The 15,635-nt window shown below is 69.2% G+C and carries 15 protein-coding genes and 1 pseudogene; 13 read left to right on the top strand and 3 right to left on the bottom strand.

Annotated features, from left to right (window positions below; translation table 11 throughout):
• Positions 1 to 39: 39 nt before the first annotated feature.
• Positions 40 to 306, bottom strand: coding sequence for a hypothetical protein (locus AX669_RS10665; protein ID WP_062258355.1), 267 nt, complete (start codon positions 304 to 306; stop codon positions 40 to 42).
• Between the two features lie 167 nt (positions 307 to 473).
• Here AX669_RS10665 and AX669_RS10660 point away from each other — a divergent pair, with 167 nt between their 5' ends.
• The 5 genes and pseudogenes from AX669_RS10660 (at position 474) to AX669_RS10640 (ending at position 5,314) form a co-directional block, all read left to right on the top strand.
• Positions 474 to 1,100, top strand: a complete 627-nt coding sequence (locus AX669_RS10660; protein WP_006946248.1) for a TetR/AcrR family transcriptional regulator — start codon at positions 474 to 476, stop codon at positions 1,098 to 1,100.
• A gap of 118 nt (positions 1,101 to 1,218) precedes the next feature.
• Positions 1,219 to 2,881 (top strand): annotated as a pseudogene (locus AX669_RS10655) (AMP-binding protein).
• Between the two features lie 19 nt (positions 2,882 to 2,900).
• Positions 2,901 to 3,416, top strand: coding sequence for a tRNA (cytidine(34)-2'-O)-methyltransferase (locus AX669_RS10650; protein ID WP_062258352.1), 516 nt, complete (start codon positions 2,901 to 2,903; stop codon positions 3,414 to 3,416).
• A 112-nt stretch (positions 3,417 to 3,528) separates the two neighbouring features.
• A complete protein-coding gene (locus tag AX669_RS10645; protein ID WP_062258350.1) occupies positions 3,529 to 4,776 on the top strand; it encodes a glucose-1-phosphate adenylyltransferase family protein in 1,248 nt (415 codons plus the stop codon).
• Between the two features lie 163 nt (positions 4,777 to 4,939).
• Positions 4,940 to 5,314 (top strand): hypothetical protein, encoded by a 375-nt coding sequence (locus AX669_RS10640; RefSeq protein WP_131940591.1) that lies wholly within the window; start codon positions 4,940 to 4,942, stop codon positions 5,312 to 5,314.
• Between the two features lie 76 nt (positions 5,315 to 5,390).
• On the opposite strand, the gene AX669_RS10635 is transcribed toward AX669_RS10640, so the two are convergent.
• Both AX669_RS10635 and AX669_RS10630 read right to left on the bottom strand, forming a co-directional pair.
• A complete protein-coding gene (locus AX669_RS10635) occupies positions 5,391 to 6,863 on the bottom strand; it encodes an NAD(P)/FAD-dependent oxidoreductase (RefSeq protein WP_006946121.1) in 1,473 nt (490 codons plus the stop codon).
• A gap of 207 nt (positions 6,864 to 7,070) precedes the next feature.
• Positions 7,071 to 7,859, bottom strand: coding sequence for an exodeoxyribonuclease III (locus tag AX669_RS10630; protein WP_006946080.1), 789 nt, complete (start codon positions 7,857 to 7,859; stop codon positions 7,071 to 7,073).
• 85 nt (positions 7,860 to 7,944) lie between these two features.
• Between AX669_RS10630 and AX669_RS10625 the strand changes: the two genes are divergently transcribed.
• The 8 genes from AX669_RS10625 (at position 7,945) to AX669_RS10590 (ending at position 15,526) form a co-directional block, all read left to right on the top strand.
• The gene (locus AX669_RS10625; RefSeq protein WP_040014821.1) at positions 7,945 to 8,727 is read left to right on the top strand and encodes an SDR family oxidoreductase; all 783 of its coding nucleotides are present in this window, start codon (positions 7,945 to 7,947) and stop codon (positions 8,725 to 8,727) included.
• 28 nt (positions 8,728 to 8,755) lie between these two features.
• Complete coding sequence (pyrE, locus tag AX669_RS10620; RefSeq protein ID WP_062258358.1) at positions 8,756 to 9,310, top strand: orotate phosphoribosyltransferase; 555 nt, start codon at positions 8,756 to 8,758, stop codon at positions 9,308 to 9,310.
• A gap of 213 nt (positions 9,311 to 9,523) precedes the next feature.
• Positions 9,524 to 12,160: a nitrite reductase large subunit NirB gene (gene nirB / locus AX669_RS10615; protein ID WP_062258348.1), complete on the top strand. Its 2,637-nt coding sequence runs from the start codon at positions 9,524 to 9,526 to the stop codon at positions 12,158 to 12,160.
• Entirely contained in the window at positions 12,157 to 12,561 is a 405-nt protein-coding gene (locus tag AX669_RS10610) for a nitrite reductase (NAD(P)H) small subunit (protein WP_006946104.1), read from the top strand. Before nirB ends, AX669_RS10610 begins: the two co-directional genes overlap by 4 nt.
• A gap of 79 nt (positions 12,562 to 12,640) precedes the next feature.
• Positions 12,641 to 12,910: a DUF4031 domain-containing protein gene (locus AX669_RS10605; RefSeq protein ID WP_006946225.1), complete on the top strand. Its 270-nt coding sequence runs from the start codon at positions 12,641 to 12,643 to the stop codon at positions 12,908 to 12,910.
• Positions 12,911 to 13,040: 130 nt separating this feature from the next.
• Positions 13,041 to 13,826: a uroporphyrinogen-III C-methyltransferase gene (gene cobA / locus AX669_RS10600; protein ID WP_231729567.1), complete on the top strand. Its 786-nt coding sequence runs from the start codon at positions 13,041 to 13,043 to the stop codon at positions 13,824 to 13,826.
• A gap of 73 nt (positions 13,827 to 13,899) precedes the next feature.
• Entirely contained in the window at positions 13,900 to 14,769 is an 870-nt protein-coding gene (locus AX669_RS10595) for a uroporphyrinogen-III synthase (protein ID WP_231729565.1), read from the top strand.
• Positions 14,762 to 15,526: a sirohydrochlorin chelatase gene (locus tag AX669_RS10590; protein ID WP_006946087.1), complete on the top strand. Its 765-nt coding sequence runs from the start codon at positions 14,762 to 14,764 to the stop codon at positions 15,524 to 15,526. Before AX669_RS10595 ends, AX669_RS10590 begins: the two co-directional genes overlap by 8 nt.
• The last annotated feature ends 109 nt before the right edge of the window (positions 15,527 to 15,635 follow it).

Below are 15,635 nucleotides of genomic sequence, written 5' to 3'. Positions count from 1 at the left end.
GCTGCTCGAAGCCGGAGGGTTCAGACCCGCGCTACACCCTCATTCGTGAAGAGCCGAGATGGTGATCGCGACGCCGTCGTCCCACGTGAACGTGGATCCGAAGGGCTTGGTCTTGCTGTTGACTTCGTCAGATGACGTAGAGGTCGCTGAGCTGGATGTCTGAGGTGTCGTGCCTTCCCCGGCGGCTGACGAGGCCGACGAGGCGGGGGTGTTGCTGCCAGGGGCGTCGTTCGTGTTCTTGACCTCTGACGAACAGCCGCACAGGGCGAGGGCAGCCGCCACGGAGCAAATCTTCAGATTGCGCATGCGGCCAAGATGGAGGGTTTCGTATCTTTCGCGGGGGTTCGCGAGGTGACTTCTTTGGGTGACTGCCTGCGTTGGTGCGCCATGAGGAGTCCGTCGAGGTCAACCACACTCAGTTCATTGTGATTAACTCAATCGTTGGTATCTGTCTCTCGCCCACGGGGGTTCGCATGGCGCTCGACGTCGCGGCAGGCGCGGAGCTGACGGCCCGGGAGCGCAGCAAGGCTGCCCGGCGTCAGCAGATCCTCGATGCCGCTGCGGGCCTCATCGCCGAGCGTGGGCTCGCGGGGGTGCGTCTCGAAGACCTGGGCAGCGCGGTCGGCATCAGCGGCCCCGCCGTCTACCGCCACTTCGCGAACAAGGAAGCGGTGCTCGCCGAACTGCTCGTCGGCATCAGCCGGTATCTCCTCGAGAACGGTTCGCGCGTCGTCGCTGACGCCGCCACGGCTGACGAGGCGCTCGAGAACCTCGTCGACTTCCACATCGACTTCTCCCTGACCAAGCCGGCGCTCATCCGCGTGCAGGGCCGCGATCTCGCAAGCCTCGACGCAGCCGCTCGTCGCGACGTGCGGCAGCTGCAGCGCCAATATGTCGAGATCTGGGTCGGTGTGCTGCGCGACGTCGACCCCTCTCTCAGCGACGACGAGGCCCGCATCAAGGCCCACGCCGGCTTCGGCGCGCTCAACTCGACGCCGCACTCGACCGGCAGGACGAAGACCGCGGTCGAAGCTCACCGCGAACGCACCCGAGCCGTCCTGCGCGCGATGGCGCTCGCGGCGCTGCGCCCTGCTGGGTGAAGCCGGGTCGTTCCGCCCGTCGAGAAATTCAGTTAAGAACCATTAACCGAGACGGTGTGATGTGGTTCACTAAAATCCTGTGATGCGAGTCACGGATGACGCGACCGGAGGAGAGCCGATGTCCGCCACCGACACCCTCGAGAACGACCTCGACCCGACGCTCAGCCACACGCGTGGGGCGCCCGAATCGCCTCTGATCGAGCAGACGATCGGCGACAACCTCGACGCGACCGTCGCTGCACATCCCGATCGTGAGGCGCTCGTCGACGTGGTGAGCGGCCGTCGCTGGACGTACACGCAGTTCCTCCACGACGTCGACGCACTTGCCCTGGCCCTGCTCGACGCCGACGTCGCGACGGGCGACCGCGTCGGCATCTGGGCGCCCAACTGCCCCGAGTGGACGCTCACCCAGTACGCGACGGCCAAGATCGGCGCCATCCTCGTCAACATCAACCCCGCCTACCGCAGCCACGAACTCAAGTACGTGCTGGGCCAGGCCGGCATCACGACACTGATCGCCGCCCCGAAGTTCAAGACGAGCAACTACGCGCGCATGATCGAGCAGGTGCGCGGCGAGTGCCCCGACCTCGCGCGCGTCGTCCTCATCGGCGAGACGTCGTGGAGCGACCTCGCCGACGCGGGCGCGAAGGCTCTCGCCGCTGACGGCGGACGCGAGCGCCTCGCCGCCGTCCAGAAGTCGCTGAAGGAACACCGACGCCATCAACATCCAGTACACGAGCGGCACGACCGGCTTCCCCAAGGGCGCGACGCTGAGTCACCGCAACATCCTCAACAACGGCTTCTTCGTCGGCGAACTCTGTTCGTACACAGCCGAAGACCGCGTCTGCATCCCCGTGCCGTTCTACCACTGCTTCGGCATGGTCATGGGCAACCTCGCCTGCACCTCGCACGGCGCGACGATGGTCATCCCCGCGCCCGGCTTCGACGCCGCCGTCACCCTGCAGACCGCCGTCGACGAACGGTGTACGAGCCTCTACGGCGTGCCGACCATGTTCATCGCCGAACTCGCGCTGCCCGACTTCGACCGCTACGACCTGACGAGCCTGCGCACCGGCATCATGGCCGGCTCGCCCTGCCCCGAGCACACCATGCGTCAGGTCATGGAGCGCATGCACATGGAGGAGGTCTCGATCTGTTACGGCATGACGGAGACCTCGCCCGTGTCGCTGCAGACGCGCAAGAACGACACCGTCGAGCAGCGCACGCAGACGGTCGGGCGCGTCGGCCCGCACCTCGAGGTCATGGTCGTCGACCCCGTCACGTACGAGCCCGTCAAGCGCGGCGAGCCGGGTGAGCTGTGCACCAAGGGGTACTCGGTCATGCTCGGCTATTGGAACCAGGATGACAAGAGCGCCGAAGCCATCGTCGGCGGCTGGATGCACACAGGCGACATCGCCGCCATGGACGACGACGGGTACGTCGCGATCACGGGGCGCATCAAGGACATGGTCATCCGCGGCGGCGAGAACATCTACCCGCGAGAGATCGAGGAGTTCCTCTACAACCACCCCGACATCGTCGACGCGCAGGTCATCGGCGTGCCCGACGAGAAGTACGGCGAGGAACTCATGGCGTGCGTCCGCATGGTCGACGGCGCGGAGCCGCTGACGGTCGAATCGCTGCGCGCCTACTGCGACGGCAAGCTCGCGCACTACAAGGTGCCGCGCTACGTGCGCGTCATGGAGGAGTTCCCGATGACGGTGACGGGCAAGATCCGCAAGATCGACCTGCGCGAAGAGGCGCCGCAGTACATGAAGTGACGCTGGTAGGTTCGCGGGCGTGCAGATCGTCCTCGTCGCGCCGCAGATCGCGCCCAACACCGGCAACATCATCCGCCTCGCCGCGAACGTCGGCGCGAGCCTGCACCTCGTCGAACCGCTCGGTTTCTCGATGGACGCCCGCCTGCTGCGCCGGGGCGGGCTCGACTACCACGAGTTGGCCGACGTCCACGTGCACGCGGACGTCGACGCGGCCCGCGCCGCTTGCCCCGGGCGGTGGCTCGCGCTGACGTCGCGTGCCCGGCGACGGTATGACGCCGTCGACTACCGTGACGACGACGTCCTCGTCTTCGGTTGCGAGGCAACAGGATTGCCTGGCGATCTCCTTGCGACGTTCGGCGCTGACGAGCAACTGCGCATCCCCATGCGCCCCGACAACCGCAGCCTCAACCTCGGCAACGCGGTCGCCGTCGTAGCGTATGAGGCATGGCGTCAGCTCGGCTTCACCGGCGCGGCTGATGACGGCACCGGCACCCTCGAGGCGCTGAGCGCTGACGCCCCACGACGGGAGGCATGAGTTTCCCGCGTGAGACGCGAGGTGCCCGGTGCGGGGTGTGCGGCGGGGCGGTCATGAACACAGGATGCGACGCCGGCTCGACGCGGGGAGGTCGCCTTGGCAGGATGGCGGCATGGCCGCTCACATGCCCCTGACCGACGCTCCGCGCGTGCTCGCCATCGTCCAGGCCGGAGGTAAGGGCTCACGGATGGGTGTGCTCACCACGCACCGCGCGAAACCGGCGCTGCCGTTCGGCGGCACGCACCAGCTCGTCGACATCGCCATGTCGAACCTCGTCAACTCGGGTATCTCCAGCGTCTGGGTTTCCGTGCAGTACCGCGCGGGCACGCTCGACAAGCACCTGCAGCACGGACGCCCCTGGGATCTGGACCGCAACGACGGCGGTTTCCGCCGCATCGTGCCCGAGGAGATCGACGCCGCGCGCACGGGTGGGTTCGCCACCGGCAACGCGGACGACCTGTACCGCATCCGTCATCAGATCGCCGACGAGAACGCTGACGTGACCGTCGTGCTGAGCGCCGATCAGGTGTTCACGCTCGACCTGCGGGACGTCGTCGCCGCTCACCTCGCCAAGGGCGCCGACCTCACCATCGTCACCACCGAGGTGCCCGTGACGGAGGCGTCGAACAAGGCTGTCGTGACGAGCGACGCCACCGGCAAGGTAACCCGCATCGACGAGAAGCCCGAGGACCCGGCCCACGGAACGATCTCCGCGGAGGTCTTCGTCTACCGCACGGCGGCGCTGCTTGACGCCCTCGACGAAGCCGAGAAGGCGACGCGCCCTGAAGCCGACGACGAGGACGTCACCGGTCTCGGCGACTTCGCCGAACACCTCATCCCGACGCTTGTCGCGCGGGGGCGCGTGCGCACCCATGCCCTCGAGGGGTACTGGATGGACATGGGCCGGCCCGAGACCTATCTGCGCGCCCACCGCGACCTCGTGCGTGGTGACGTGCCGATCTTCGACGACGAGGCGTGGCCGATGCGCACCCTCGCGACGAACAAGTGCGCGGCGCGCGTGCGCGAAGGGGCTGTCGTCGACGCGTCCTACGTGTCGCCGGGGTGCGACATCGCCGGCACCGTGCGCCGCTCGGTGCTCGGGCCCGGCGTGATCGTGCGCGCGGGGGCCGTCGTCGAGGATGCGGTGGTGCTCGACGGCACGGTCATCGAGAAGGGTGCCGAGGTGCGCACCGCAATCGTCGACGTCGACGTCGCGGTGCGCCGGGATGCGCGCGTGGGGGCAGCCCCCGCGGCCACCAAGGCGCGGGACGCGGACATCGCCGTCATCGGCGCGGGTGCCACCGTGCGCGGTGTCGTGAAGCCGGGGGAGCAGATCGAACCCGGCGACGTGGTTGGCTGAGCCGCGCCGGGGGCGCCCCGGCAACCCCGTGGGGTGACGCAGGGGCGCCGACGGCTGTGGACGATGACGGCTGCGCGGCCTTCCGCGGCCGTCCTGCACCCTCGTCCACAGGGTTTGCGGCCGGCGCCGACGGCACACCCCGTGACATGCCTACCGTCGACGCATGACTATCTTCGCAACTCACGGTGTGCTCGCGGTCGCGGACGACCCCAACGCGGAAGCGCTCGCGACGTTCATCCACTGGTTCGTCGTCGTCGCCGTCCTGCTCTTCGTCGTCGCCCCGGCGCTGTGGCTCACCGGTGCCATCGTGGCGACCCGCAGCCTCAAGAAGTGGCCGAGCCTCGTCGCCGACACCGAGGACGCCATGTACCGCTGGGCCCTGCTCGTCGGCGTCCTGCCCGTCGTGGGCCCGCTCATCTACGCCGTCTCGTTCCAGCAGGCCAAGAACCGTCGGACGCCTGAGCAACTCGTCCTCGCGCGGATGACTCATCGGGAGCGCCATCGTCAGGCGCAACTCGCCGGCATCGGGCGACGGTAGCCGGGCTCTCGTTCGCGCATGACAAGGCGCGGGAGCGCAGGTAAGGCGAACGACTCCGGCCGGCTCGCCGGTGTGCTCAGGTGAAGAGGAAGTCGACGGCCGACGGCTCGGTGAGGCGCCGTTCGTATTCGCCGACCCCGCCGGGCCACAGGGTGCGGTTCTCGCCGTCGTCATCGAGGTACCAGGAGGTGCAGCCGCCCTGCGTCCACACCGAGCGACCGCTGCGTTCGCGCATCTCACGCGTGAAGGCGGGCACGAGTTCGGGGCGCACCTCGACGGCGTGGGCGCCTCGGCGATCGCGTTCGTCGAGCAGCGTCATGACGTGGGCGATCTGCGCTTCGATCATGAGCACGACGCTCGTGTGCCCCAGGCCCGTGTTGGGCCCCAGCAGCATGAAGAGGTTGGGGAAGTCGGCCATCGTCACGCCGAGATAGGACTCGACACCGTTCTGCCATTCCTCGGCGAACGAGCGGCCGTCACGCCCGGTGATGTCGAGGTGGGCGTACGAGCCGCGGGGGTCGAAGCCGGTGGCCAGCACGAGGGCGTCAACCTCGTGCAGGGTTCCGTCGGCGGTGACGACGCCGTCGGGCGTCACGCCCACGACGTCGTCGGTCACGACGTCGACGTCGGCGCGCGCGAGGGCAGGGTAGTACGTGTCGGACAGCAGGACGCGCTTGCACCCCATCGTGTAGGTGGGGGTCAGCTTCTCGCGCAGCTGCGGATCCTTGATCTGGTTGGCCAGGTGCCGTCGGGCCTCGCGGGAGGCGAGTTCGAGCAGCCGCGGCTGGCTGTCGAACGCGACGGCAGGCAGGTCGTTGCGTCGGCGCAGTGCAGCCCGATGGGCCCGCATGAGCGCGGGGTGACGCCGGAAGCGGTCGATCGTCGCGTCGGAGTACTCGCTGTTGCGCTGCGGCATGATCCACGGTGCGCTGCGCTGGAAGACGGTGAGGTGCTCGGCGTCCTCGGCGAGCGCCGGGATGCACTGCACAGCCGAGGCGCCCGTGCCGATGATGCCGACGCGGCGGCCGAACATCGAACTGTCGCGAGGCCAGGCTGCGGTGTGGATGAGTTCGCCGGCGAACGTGTGCAGCCCGTCGATGAGGGGGATGTGCGGCAGGTGCAGCGCACCGACGCCGAGCACGAGTGCGCGGGCGGTGACGGTGTGCGTCGAACCGTCCGAGGAGTGCGTCGCGATCGTCCACACGCCGCTCGACTCGTCGAAGTCGGCGGCGTGCAGCGCCGTGTCGAAGCGGATGTGCTCGCGCAGCTCGTACTTCTCGACGACGGCGAGCAGATAGTCCTGGATGACGTCACCGCGCGAATAGGTGTGCGACCAGTACGGGTTGAGCTCGAAGCTGAACGAGTACAGGTGGCTCGGCACATCGCAGGCAACACCGGGATAACGGTTGTCACGCCACGTGCCACCGATCTCGTCGGCCTTCTCGAGGATGACGAAGCTGCGGCCGGCGTCCTGCAGCGCCACGGCCATGCCGATCCCGGAGAAACCGGTGCCGACGACGACGACGTCCACCTCTGCCACAGTGCTCACCGCACCAACCTAACGGGGCCGACCGCCGCCATCGCGCACCGACACAGCCGACGGCGCGTGATGGCGCTGCTCGCGCCGCCACTGCGTCAGTCAGTGCCGGTTGCGTCACGCAGGACTGACTCGAACGACACGGACTGACGCAGCTGGGCTCGGCTGATCGCACCGTGCGCCGTCACGCTGCCAGCCGACTCGTCAGTCAAGACGTTGTCAGTCGAGCTGCACGATGACGGGCGCGTGGTCGCTCGCACCCTTGCCCTTGCGCTCGTCGCGGTCGATGACGGCGCCCTGGACGCGCCCGGCGAGGGCGGGGGAGCACAGGGCGAAGTCGATGCGCATGCCCTGCTTCTTGGGGAAACGCAGCTGCGTGTAATCCCAGTACGTGTAGGTGCGCGGCTCGTTCGTGTGCGGGCGCACCACGTCGGCGTAGCCTGTGTCGATCATCGCCTGGAACGCGTCACGCTCGGGTTGCGTCACGTGCGTCTTGCCCTCGAAGAACGCCGGATCCCAGACGTCTTCGTCTCTCGGCGCGATGTTCCAGTCACCCGTCAGCGCGATCTGCGCCTCGGGGTTCTCGGTGAGCCACTTCTCGCCGTCGGCGCGCAGCGCGGCGAGCCAGTCGAGCTTGTACTCGTAGTGCGGGTGGCCGATCTCGCGACCGTTCGGCACGTAGAGCGACCACATGCGCACCCCGTCGCACGTGGCGGCGATGGCGCGGGCCTCCGCCGCGATGGGGTCGCCGAAGCCGGGCATGTCCTCGAAGCCGATCTGCACGTCCTCGAGGCCGACGCGCGAGGCGATCGCGACACCGTTCCACTGGTTCAGCCCGTGATGGGCGACCTCGTACCCGGCTTCCTCGAAGCGGGCCATGGGGAACTGCTCGTCCTTGCACTTCGTCTCCTGCATGGCGAGCACGTCGACGTCACCACGTTCGAGGAAGGCGATGACGCGGTCGACGCGGGTGCGGATGGAGTTGACGTTCCACGTGGCGATTCGCATGCCTCAACCCTAGACGGGCCCTGCGACAACCCTCGAAAACAGCGGGATCCTGCGGTTGTCGGCGACGAGTGGCACAGTGGTGAGCATGACGAAATGGGCACTGGTCACCGGCGCGAGCGCCGGCATCGGCAAGGAGTTCTGCGAGCAGCTGGCGGCGCGCGGCGACAACGTCGTCCTCGTCGCGCGGCGCGCCGACCGGCTCGAGGAGCTCAAGGCACACCTCGAGAAGCGCTACCGCGTGCACGCCGAGGTCCTCGCGGCCGACCTCGCCAACGCTGACGATCTCAAGCGCGTCGCCGAGCGTGTCGCGCAGGCGAGTGACCCCATCGAGGTGCTCGTCAACAACGCCGGCTTCGGGCTCAAGACGGCGTTCCTCGACACCGACGTCGAGAAGGAGATCGCCTCCGTTGACGTCATGGTCAAGGCCGTCGTCGTGCTCAGCCACGCCGCAGGCCGCGCGATGCGTGAGCGGGGGCGGGGCGCGATCATCAACGTCTCGTCGGTCGCGGGGTTCATGGCGAGCGGCACCTACTCGGCGGCGAAGTCGTATGTCACCGTGTTCAGCGAGTCGCTCGCCGGCCAGCTCGCGGGCACGGGCGTCACGGTGACCGCGCTGTGCCCAGGTTTCACCCACACCGACTTCCACGCGAGCGCCGACATCGACGTCGACAAGACCTCGGCCATCGGCAAGCGACTCTGGCTCGACGCCGACCGCCTCGTGCGCGACTGCCTCGCCGACGTCGACGCCGGCCGCGTCATCTCGGTGCCGGGGAAGCAGTACAAGGTCGCGACGCAGTTGCTGCGCCACGTGCCGCGCTCCATCGTGCGCGCGGGCGCTTTGAGCAACCGTCATCGGCCGCGCGACTGAGGAACCCCCGCCAAATAGAATGGACGGCATGACGAACATCGCCGAAGACCGCGCCCGCCTGCTGCAACTCATCAAGGACAACGCCATCGTGCACGGCAAGGTGACGTTGAGCAGCGGCAAGGAGGCCGACTACTACGTCGATCTGCGTCGCATCTCTCTCTCCGGCGAGGCTGCGCCGCTCGTCGGACGCGTCATGCGCGATCTGACGAGGGACTTCGACTACGTCGCCGTCGGCGGTCTGACGCTTGGTGCTGACCCCGTCGCGACGTCGATGCTGCACGCTGCGGCTGCTGCGGGGGAGCAGGTCGACGCGTTCGTCGTCCGCAAGGCCGGCAAGGCGCACGGCCTGCAGCAGCGCATCGAGGGCCCCTCGATCAAGGGTCGTCGCGTGCTCGTCGTCGAGGACACGACGACGACGGGTGCCTCGCCGTTGGAAGCCGTCGCCGCGTGCCGTGAGGAGGGCGCCGAGGTCGTCGGCGTCGCGACCATCGCCGACCGTGCCACCGGTGCGCAGGAGAAGATCGAGGCCGAGGGCCTCACCTACGTCAGCGCCTTCTCGATGGAAGATCTCGGCCTCGCCTGAGCGTCTGTCACGCCGCGCCTCTTGGCTGTGCGCGAACGAGCCGTCACCGTCACCGGTGGCGGCTCGTTCGTCTGTGCCTCAGGGGTGCGCGCCCGTCGCCACGGAGCTGGACACCGCTGCAGGTGAACACCCGGTGAATCGGGACCATGGCCCCTTCGCCGACGTCCCGGTGCGCTCGTACGGTGGGATGACACGACCCGTTCCGGAGGAAGCATGCGCCAAGACAGACCCACCCACGTCGTCGTCATCGGCGCGGGGATGGTGGCCCACAAGTTCGCCGAGACGCTCCTCGCGAAGGACGACGCGCGCCGCGTCTCGCTAACGGTCATCGGTGACGAGCCGTTCGCGCCGTACGACCGGGTGCATCTGACGAGCTTCTTCTCGGGCTCCACCGCGTCAGATCTGCTGCTCGACGAGAGTGTCTGGGACGACGAACGGGTGACGTTGCGCACGGGCACGCTCGTCACCGGCATCGACCGAGACGCGCGAGCCGTCGAGACGGAGGGCGGCGAGCACATCTCCTACGACGCCCTCATCCTGGCAACGGGCTCGCACGCCGCAGTGCCGCCCATCGAGGGGCGCGACGTCACGGGTTGTTTCGTCTACCGCACCCTCGACGATGTCGAGGCGCTTCGGCGCTACGTCTCGGACACGGCCGGACGCCACCCCGAGCGGCAGGTGCGCGGCGCCGTCATCGGAGGTGGTCTGCTCGGCCTCGAGGCCGGTGGCGCGCTGCAGGCGATGGGAGCGGATACGACGGTCGTCGAGTTCGCTGACCGCCTCATGCCCATGCAGGTCGACGCGGGAGGCGGCGAGGATCTCAAGCGCATCATCGAAGGCACCGGCGTGCACGTGCGCACCTCGACCGCCACGGCACGCATCAACGCGGGCGACGACGGTCGCGTCGCCTCGATGGACTACGCGAGTGGCGAGCGGGACGACGTGGACGTCGTCGTCTTCGCCACGGGCATCCGTCCTCGCGACGAACTCGCGCGTGCCGCGGGCCTCGAGCTCGGGCCTCGCGGCGGCGTCCTCGTCGACACCCACTGCGCCACGACGGACCCGGCCATCCACGCGATCGGTGAGGTCGCGTGCATCCAGGGGGAGGTGTGGGGCCTCGTCGCACCCGGGTACACGATGGCCGAGATCGCCGCTGCGCATCTGCTCGGCGAAGCGCCGGACTTCGACGGCGCCGATTCCTCGACGAAGCTCAAGCTCATGGGCGTCGACGTCGCGAGCTTCGGCGACGCGTTCGCCGCGACGCCCGGCGCGCGCGAGGTCGTCTACTCGGATGCCATGACCGGCTGGTACCGCAAGCTCGTCGTCGCCGATGACGGACACACCCTCCTCGGCGGAGTGCTCGTCGGTGATGCGAGCGCGTTCCCGAGCCTGCGGGCGATGGTCGGCCACGACCTCGCAGCGCCGAGCGCCTTCGTCATCCCCGAGGACGAACGCGGCGCGAAGGCCGAGATCAACCTCGAACTGCCCGACGACGCGGGCGTCTGCTCGTGCAACAACGTGAGTGCGGGCCAGATCCGTGCGGCGTTCGCGGACGGTGCCACGACGGTCTCGGACATCAAGACCTGCACCAAGGCAGGGACCTCGTGCGGATCATGCCTGCCGCTCGTCATCAAGCTCGTCGAGGTCGAGCAGGCGAAGGCCGGTATCGAGGTCGACAGGTCGTTGTGCGAGCACATGCCATTGTCACGAAGCCAGCTGTTCAACGCGATCAAGGTCGCGAAGCTCACGTCCTTCGACGACGTCATCGAGCGTTTCGGCGCCGGGCGTGGCTGTGACGTGTGCAAGCCGACGATCGCCAACATCCTCGCCAGTCTCGAGAACGGCCACGTGCTCGACGGTCAGCAGGCGACGATGCAGGACACGAACGATCACGTCCTCGCCAACATGCAGAAGGACGGTACGTACTCGGTCGTGCCGCGCATCCCGGGTGGTGAGGTGACGCCGTCGGGTCTCGTCGCGATCGGGCAGATCGCCGAGAAGTACGGCCTCTACACGAAGATCACCGGCGCCCAGCGCATCGACATGTTCGGTGCCCGCATCGACCAGCTCCCCGCCATCTGGCGCGAGTTGCTCGACGCGGGCTTCGAATGCGGCCAGGCATACGGCAAGAGCTTGCGTGCGGTGAAGTCGTGCGTCGGGCAGACCTGGTGCCGCTTCGGCGTGCGCGACTCCGTCCGTCTCGCGATCGACCTCGAGACCCGGTACAAGGGGCTGCGCAGCCCGCACAAACTCAAGATGGGTGTCTCCGGGTGCGCGCGCGAGTGCGCCGAGGCGCGCGGCAAGGACGCCGGCATCATCGCGACGGAGAACGGGTGGAACCTCTACGTCGGGGGTAACGGTGGCTTCAAGCCGGTGCACGCGCAGTTGCTCGCTGAGGACCTCGACGAAGAAGAACTGATCCGCACCATCGACAGGTTCTTCATGTTCTACATCTCGACAGCCGAGCTGCTGCAGCGCACCGCGCCGTGGCTCGCCGAGCTCGAGGGCGGCGCCGAGCACCTGCGCGAGGTGATCATGGACGACGCGCTGGGCATCTGCGCCGACCTCGACGCGATGATGGCACGTCACGTCAACGCCTACTCCGACGAGTGGCGCGACGTCCTGGAGGACCCTGAGAAGCTCGCCCGGTTCACGGCCTTCGTCAACGACGACACGAACGTCGACCCCGATCTGCTCTACGTCGTGGAACGTGACCAGCCCCGCCCGGCGACCCCGGCCGAGAAGGCCGACGCCACCCTCGAACTCATCGACTCCAACCGACGTCCCGTCCGGATCGCAGGCGAGCGCATCCCCGTCGGCGCAGGCGCTGCACAAGGAGGCCAGGGATGACAACCCCCACACCTAGCGAGGCCGGTACCTCGTGGACCCCGCTGTGCGCCGTCGACCGGCTGACACCGGAGCGGGCCGTTGCGGCACTCACGCCGGACGGCGCGCAGGTCGCCCTCGTGCGCCTCGCGAACGACGAGGTGTTCGCCGTCGGCCACCGTGACCCGTACGCCCTCGCGAACGTCATCGCCCGCGGCGTCGTCGGGACGCGCACTCTCGACGGTCAGACGTACGACGTCATCCAGTCGCCGCTGTACAAGCAGGCCTTCGACGTGCGGACGGGCGAGGACGTCGCCGACCGCGCCGTCCGTCTCGGCACCTGGGCCGTGCGTGAGCGCGACGGGATGATCGAGTTGGGCGAGCGCACGAGCGACTACGCAGAACCGGAGCAGACGACGCGCTGATCGTCCGGCCGCCTCGCCAGGTCGGTCGCCTGCGGCGGGGACGGTGGCGATGTGCCCGGCCAACCGCGATGATGGGACGATGGCCATCCTCATCGACCCGCCGATGTGGCCCGCGTGGGGCACGGTGTTCTCGCATCTCGTCTCCGACAGCTCGCTCGACGAGCTGCACGCCTTCGCGCACGATCATGGCGTTCCGGATGCTGCGTTCGACGTCGACCACTACGACGTGCCGGAGCGCATGTACGACGCGTTGGTCGCGGGTGGCGCGCTGCCCGTGCGCGCCACTGAGCTCATTCGCCGATTGATCGCCGGCGGTGTGCGGGTTCGTGCCGTGGAGCGCCGATCATGAAACTGCTCGACGGGTGCTGCGCGGGCGTGAGTGCGCGACGCTTCTCGCGTCACGAACATCACGGCGGCCGCGGCGCGTCGCTGCCTAAGGTCGGGGAGTGAACACGAAGGGCCGCAGCGAGGAGGAACGGATGAGCGACGCAGTCGCGGCGGGGCGCGTCGTCCTCGTCGGCGGTGGACCGGGTTCGCTCGACCTGCTGACGCTGCGTGCCCTGCGCGAGCTCGAGCAGGCGGACGTCATCGTCGCCGATCGCCTTGGCCCGCGGGACGAACTGGCGCGTCTCGATCTGAGCGCCGAGATCATCGACGTCGGCAAGAGCCCGCACCATCACCCCGTTCCGCAGGACGAGATCAACGCGATTCTCGTGCGTGAGGCGCGGGCCGGGCGGCGGGTGGTGCGCCTCAAGGGCGGCGATCCGTACCTGCTCGGCCGCGGGGGGGAGGAATACCTGTCCTGCCACGCGCACGGCATCGACGTCGATGTCGTGCCCGGCGTGACGAGCGCGCTCTCCGCGCCGCTCGCCGGCGGCATCCCGGTGACGCATCGCGGATGGTCGGCGGGCCTGCTCGTGCTCTCCGGGCACGACGAACTGGCGCTGCCGGCGCTGGCGGCATGGCCGCACACCATCGTCGTCCTCATGGGGATGGGACGCCTGGGCGAGCTGACGGCCGGCCTCGTCGCGCACGGCAAACCGGCCGCGACGCCCGCGGGCGTCGTCCACCGTGCGTGGACGCCGCAGCAGCAGGTCGTGCGTTCCACCCTCGACGAGCTCGCCGGCGAGTGCGCCACGCGGGGCATCGGCAACCCGAGCGTCATCGTCATCGGCGACGTCGTCGACGTCCTGCCCGACGCGGCGATCATCGACATGACGACGCAGCAAGCCACCACCGAGGGGACGGGTGAGACCGATGCGTGACCAGCAGCCGGACGGCGCGAGCGCCCCTCGAGACGCCGCTCGGCGTGCGTCGCACGCCTCTGCCGTCGCTTCGGTGGAGTTCGCTTCGGATTCCGCTCCCCAGCAGCGACGGGCGCCGCACGACCTCGCCGGGCGGCGCATCGTCATCACCGCGCAGCGCAAGGCCGATGAGTTCGCCGCACCGCTCGAACGTCGCGGCGCCGAGGTGATCCGGGCAGCGACTATGTCGCACGTGCCGCACGTCGACGACCCTGAGCTGCTCGCCCATACCCGCGCGCTGATCGAGGAGCCGCCCGACCTGCTCGTGGTGACGACGGGCATCGGGTTCCGGGGCTGGTTCGAGGCCGCCGAGGCGGCCGGGCTGCGCGAGCGACTCCTCGACGCACTGCGGACGACTCGCATCTACGCCCGCGGGCCGAAGGCGCGCGGCGCTGTCGTCGGAGCGGGTCTCGAGGTCACGTGGACGGCCGCCTCGGAGACGGCCGAGGAGATCAAGGAACGTCTGCGCGGGGAGTCGCTCGACGGCGTCCGCGTCGCTGTGCAACACCACGGCGCCGGTTCCGACGGCATCGACGAGACCCTGCGCGCCGCAGGTGCTGACGTCGTCTCGCTCGTCGTCTACCGCTGGGGCCCGGCGCCCGACCCCTCTGCGGTCGCGCGCGCCGTCGATCTCGTCGCGCGATCCGACGTCGATGTCGTCGCGTTCACCGCAGCTCCCGGCGTCTTCGCCTTTCTCGACGCCGCGCGCGCCTCGGGTCAACAGGATGCCGTGCTGGACATGCTGCGCGAGGGGCGCGTCATCGCGGCCTGCGTCGGTGACACCACCGCGGCGCCGCTGCGCGAGTGCGGCGTCGAACCGATCGTGCCGACGCGCTTTCGCCTCGGCGCCTTGACGCGCCTGGTCGCCGACACCCTCGGCGGGCACAATGACGGCCATGCCTGACGACATGACGGTCGCCCCGACCGCGCCCGATCTCGCGCCCCCTGAATCCTCCGCTGTTGCAACGGCGCCCGCGCGTGGCGGACGGCGAGCCGCACTCGTCCTCGTCGCCCACGGGACGGCGAGCCCACAGGGCCGGCGGGTCGTCCACGATCTCGCCGACGCGGTTCGCGCCGCGCGCCCCGACCTCACCGTCACCGAGGCGTATGTCGACGTGCAGGAGCCGAAGGTCGCGGACGTCGTGGCGCGCTTGGTGCCCGAGTTCGACGAGGTCGTCGCCGTGCCGCTGTTGTTCTGCGGCGGCTACCACGTGCGGGTCGACGTCGCGAAAGCCGTTGCGCCGCACGACAACGCGCGCTCGACGGGCGCGCTCGGCCCGTCGCGACCCATCGCGGAACTGCTCGCGCAGCGCCTCCGCGAGGCAGGCGCGCGTCCCGGCGACGCGATCGTCATGGCCGCCGCCGGGTCCAGCCGCGCCGAGGCCACCGCCGACGCCCGCGCCCAGGCACGTCTGCTCGCTGACGTCTGGGGTACCTCGATCGGCGTGGCCTTCGGCTCGGCTGCCACCCCGTCCGTGCCCGACGCCGTGAGCGCAAACCGCGACCACCCTCACGTCCGTGTCGCCGTCGCGGCGCTGCTGCTCGGCGAGGGGCACTTCCATGACAAGCTGACGCGTTCGGGCGCCGAAATCGTCACCGCGCCGCTGGGCGCATCCCCCCAGATCGTCGAGCAGATCCTCACCCGCTTCGACGAGGAGTGACCTCCAGTCCCCAGGCGCAGCCGGCCCCGCCGGGGGCGAATCGCGCCGTGACACGCATCGAGCGCTGACGGTGGTCGCTGCCGTCGGCTAGGGTCGAAGCAGACATGAC

It is taken from the genome of Dermacoccus sp. CCH2-D9 (assembly GCF_001556795.1).
Lineage (GTDB): Bacteria > Actinomycetota > Actinomycetes > Actinomycetales > Dermatophilaceae > Dermacoccus > Dermacoccus nishinomiyaensis.
This window is presented reverse-complemented; position numbering and strand designations above follow the sequence as displayed.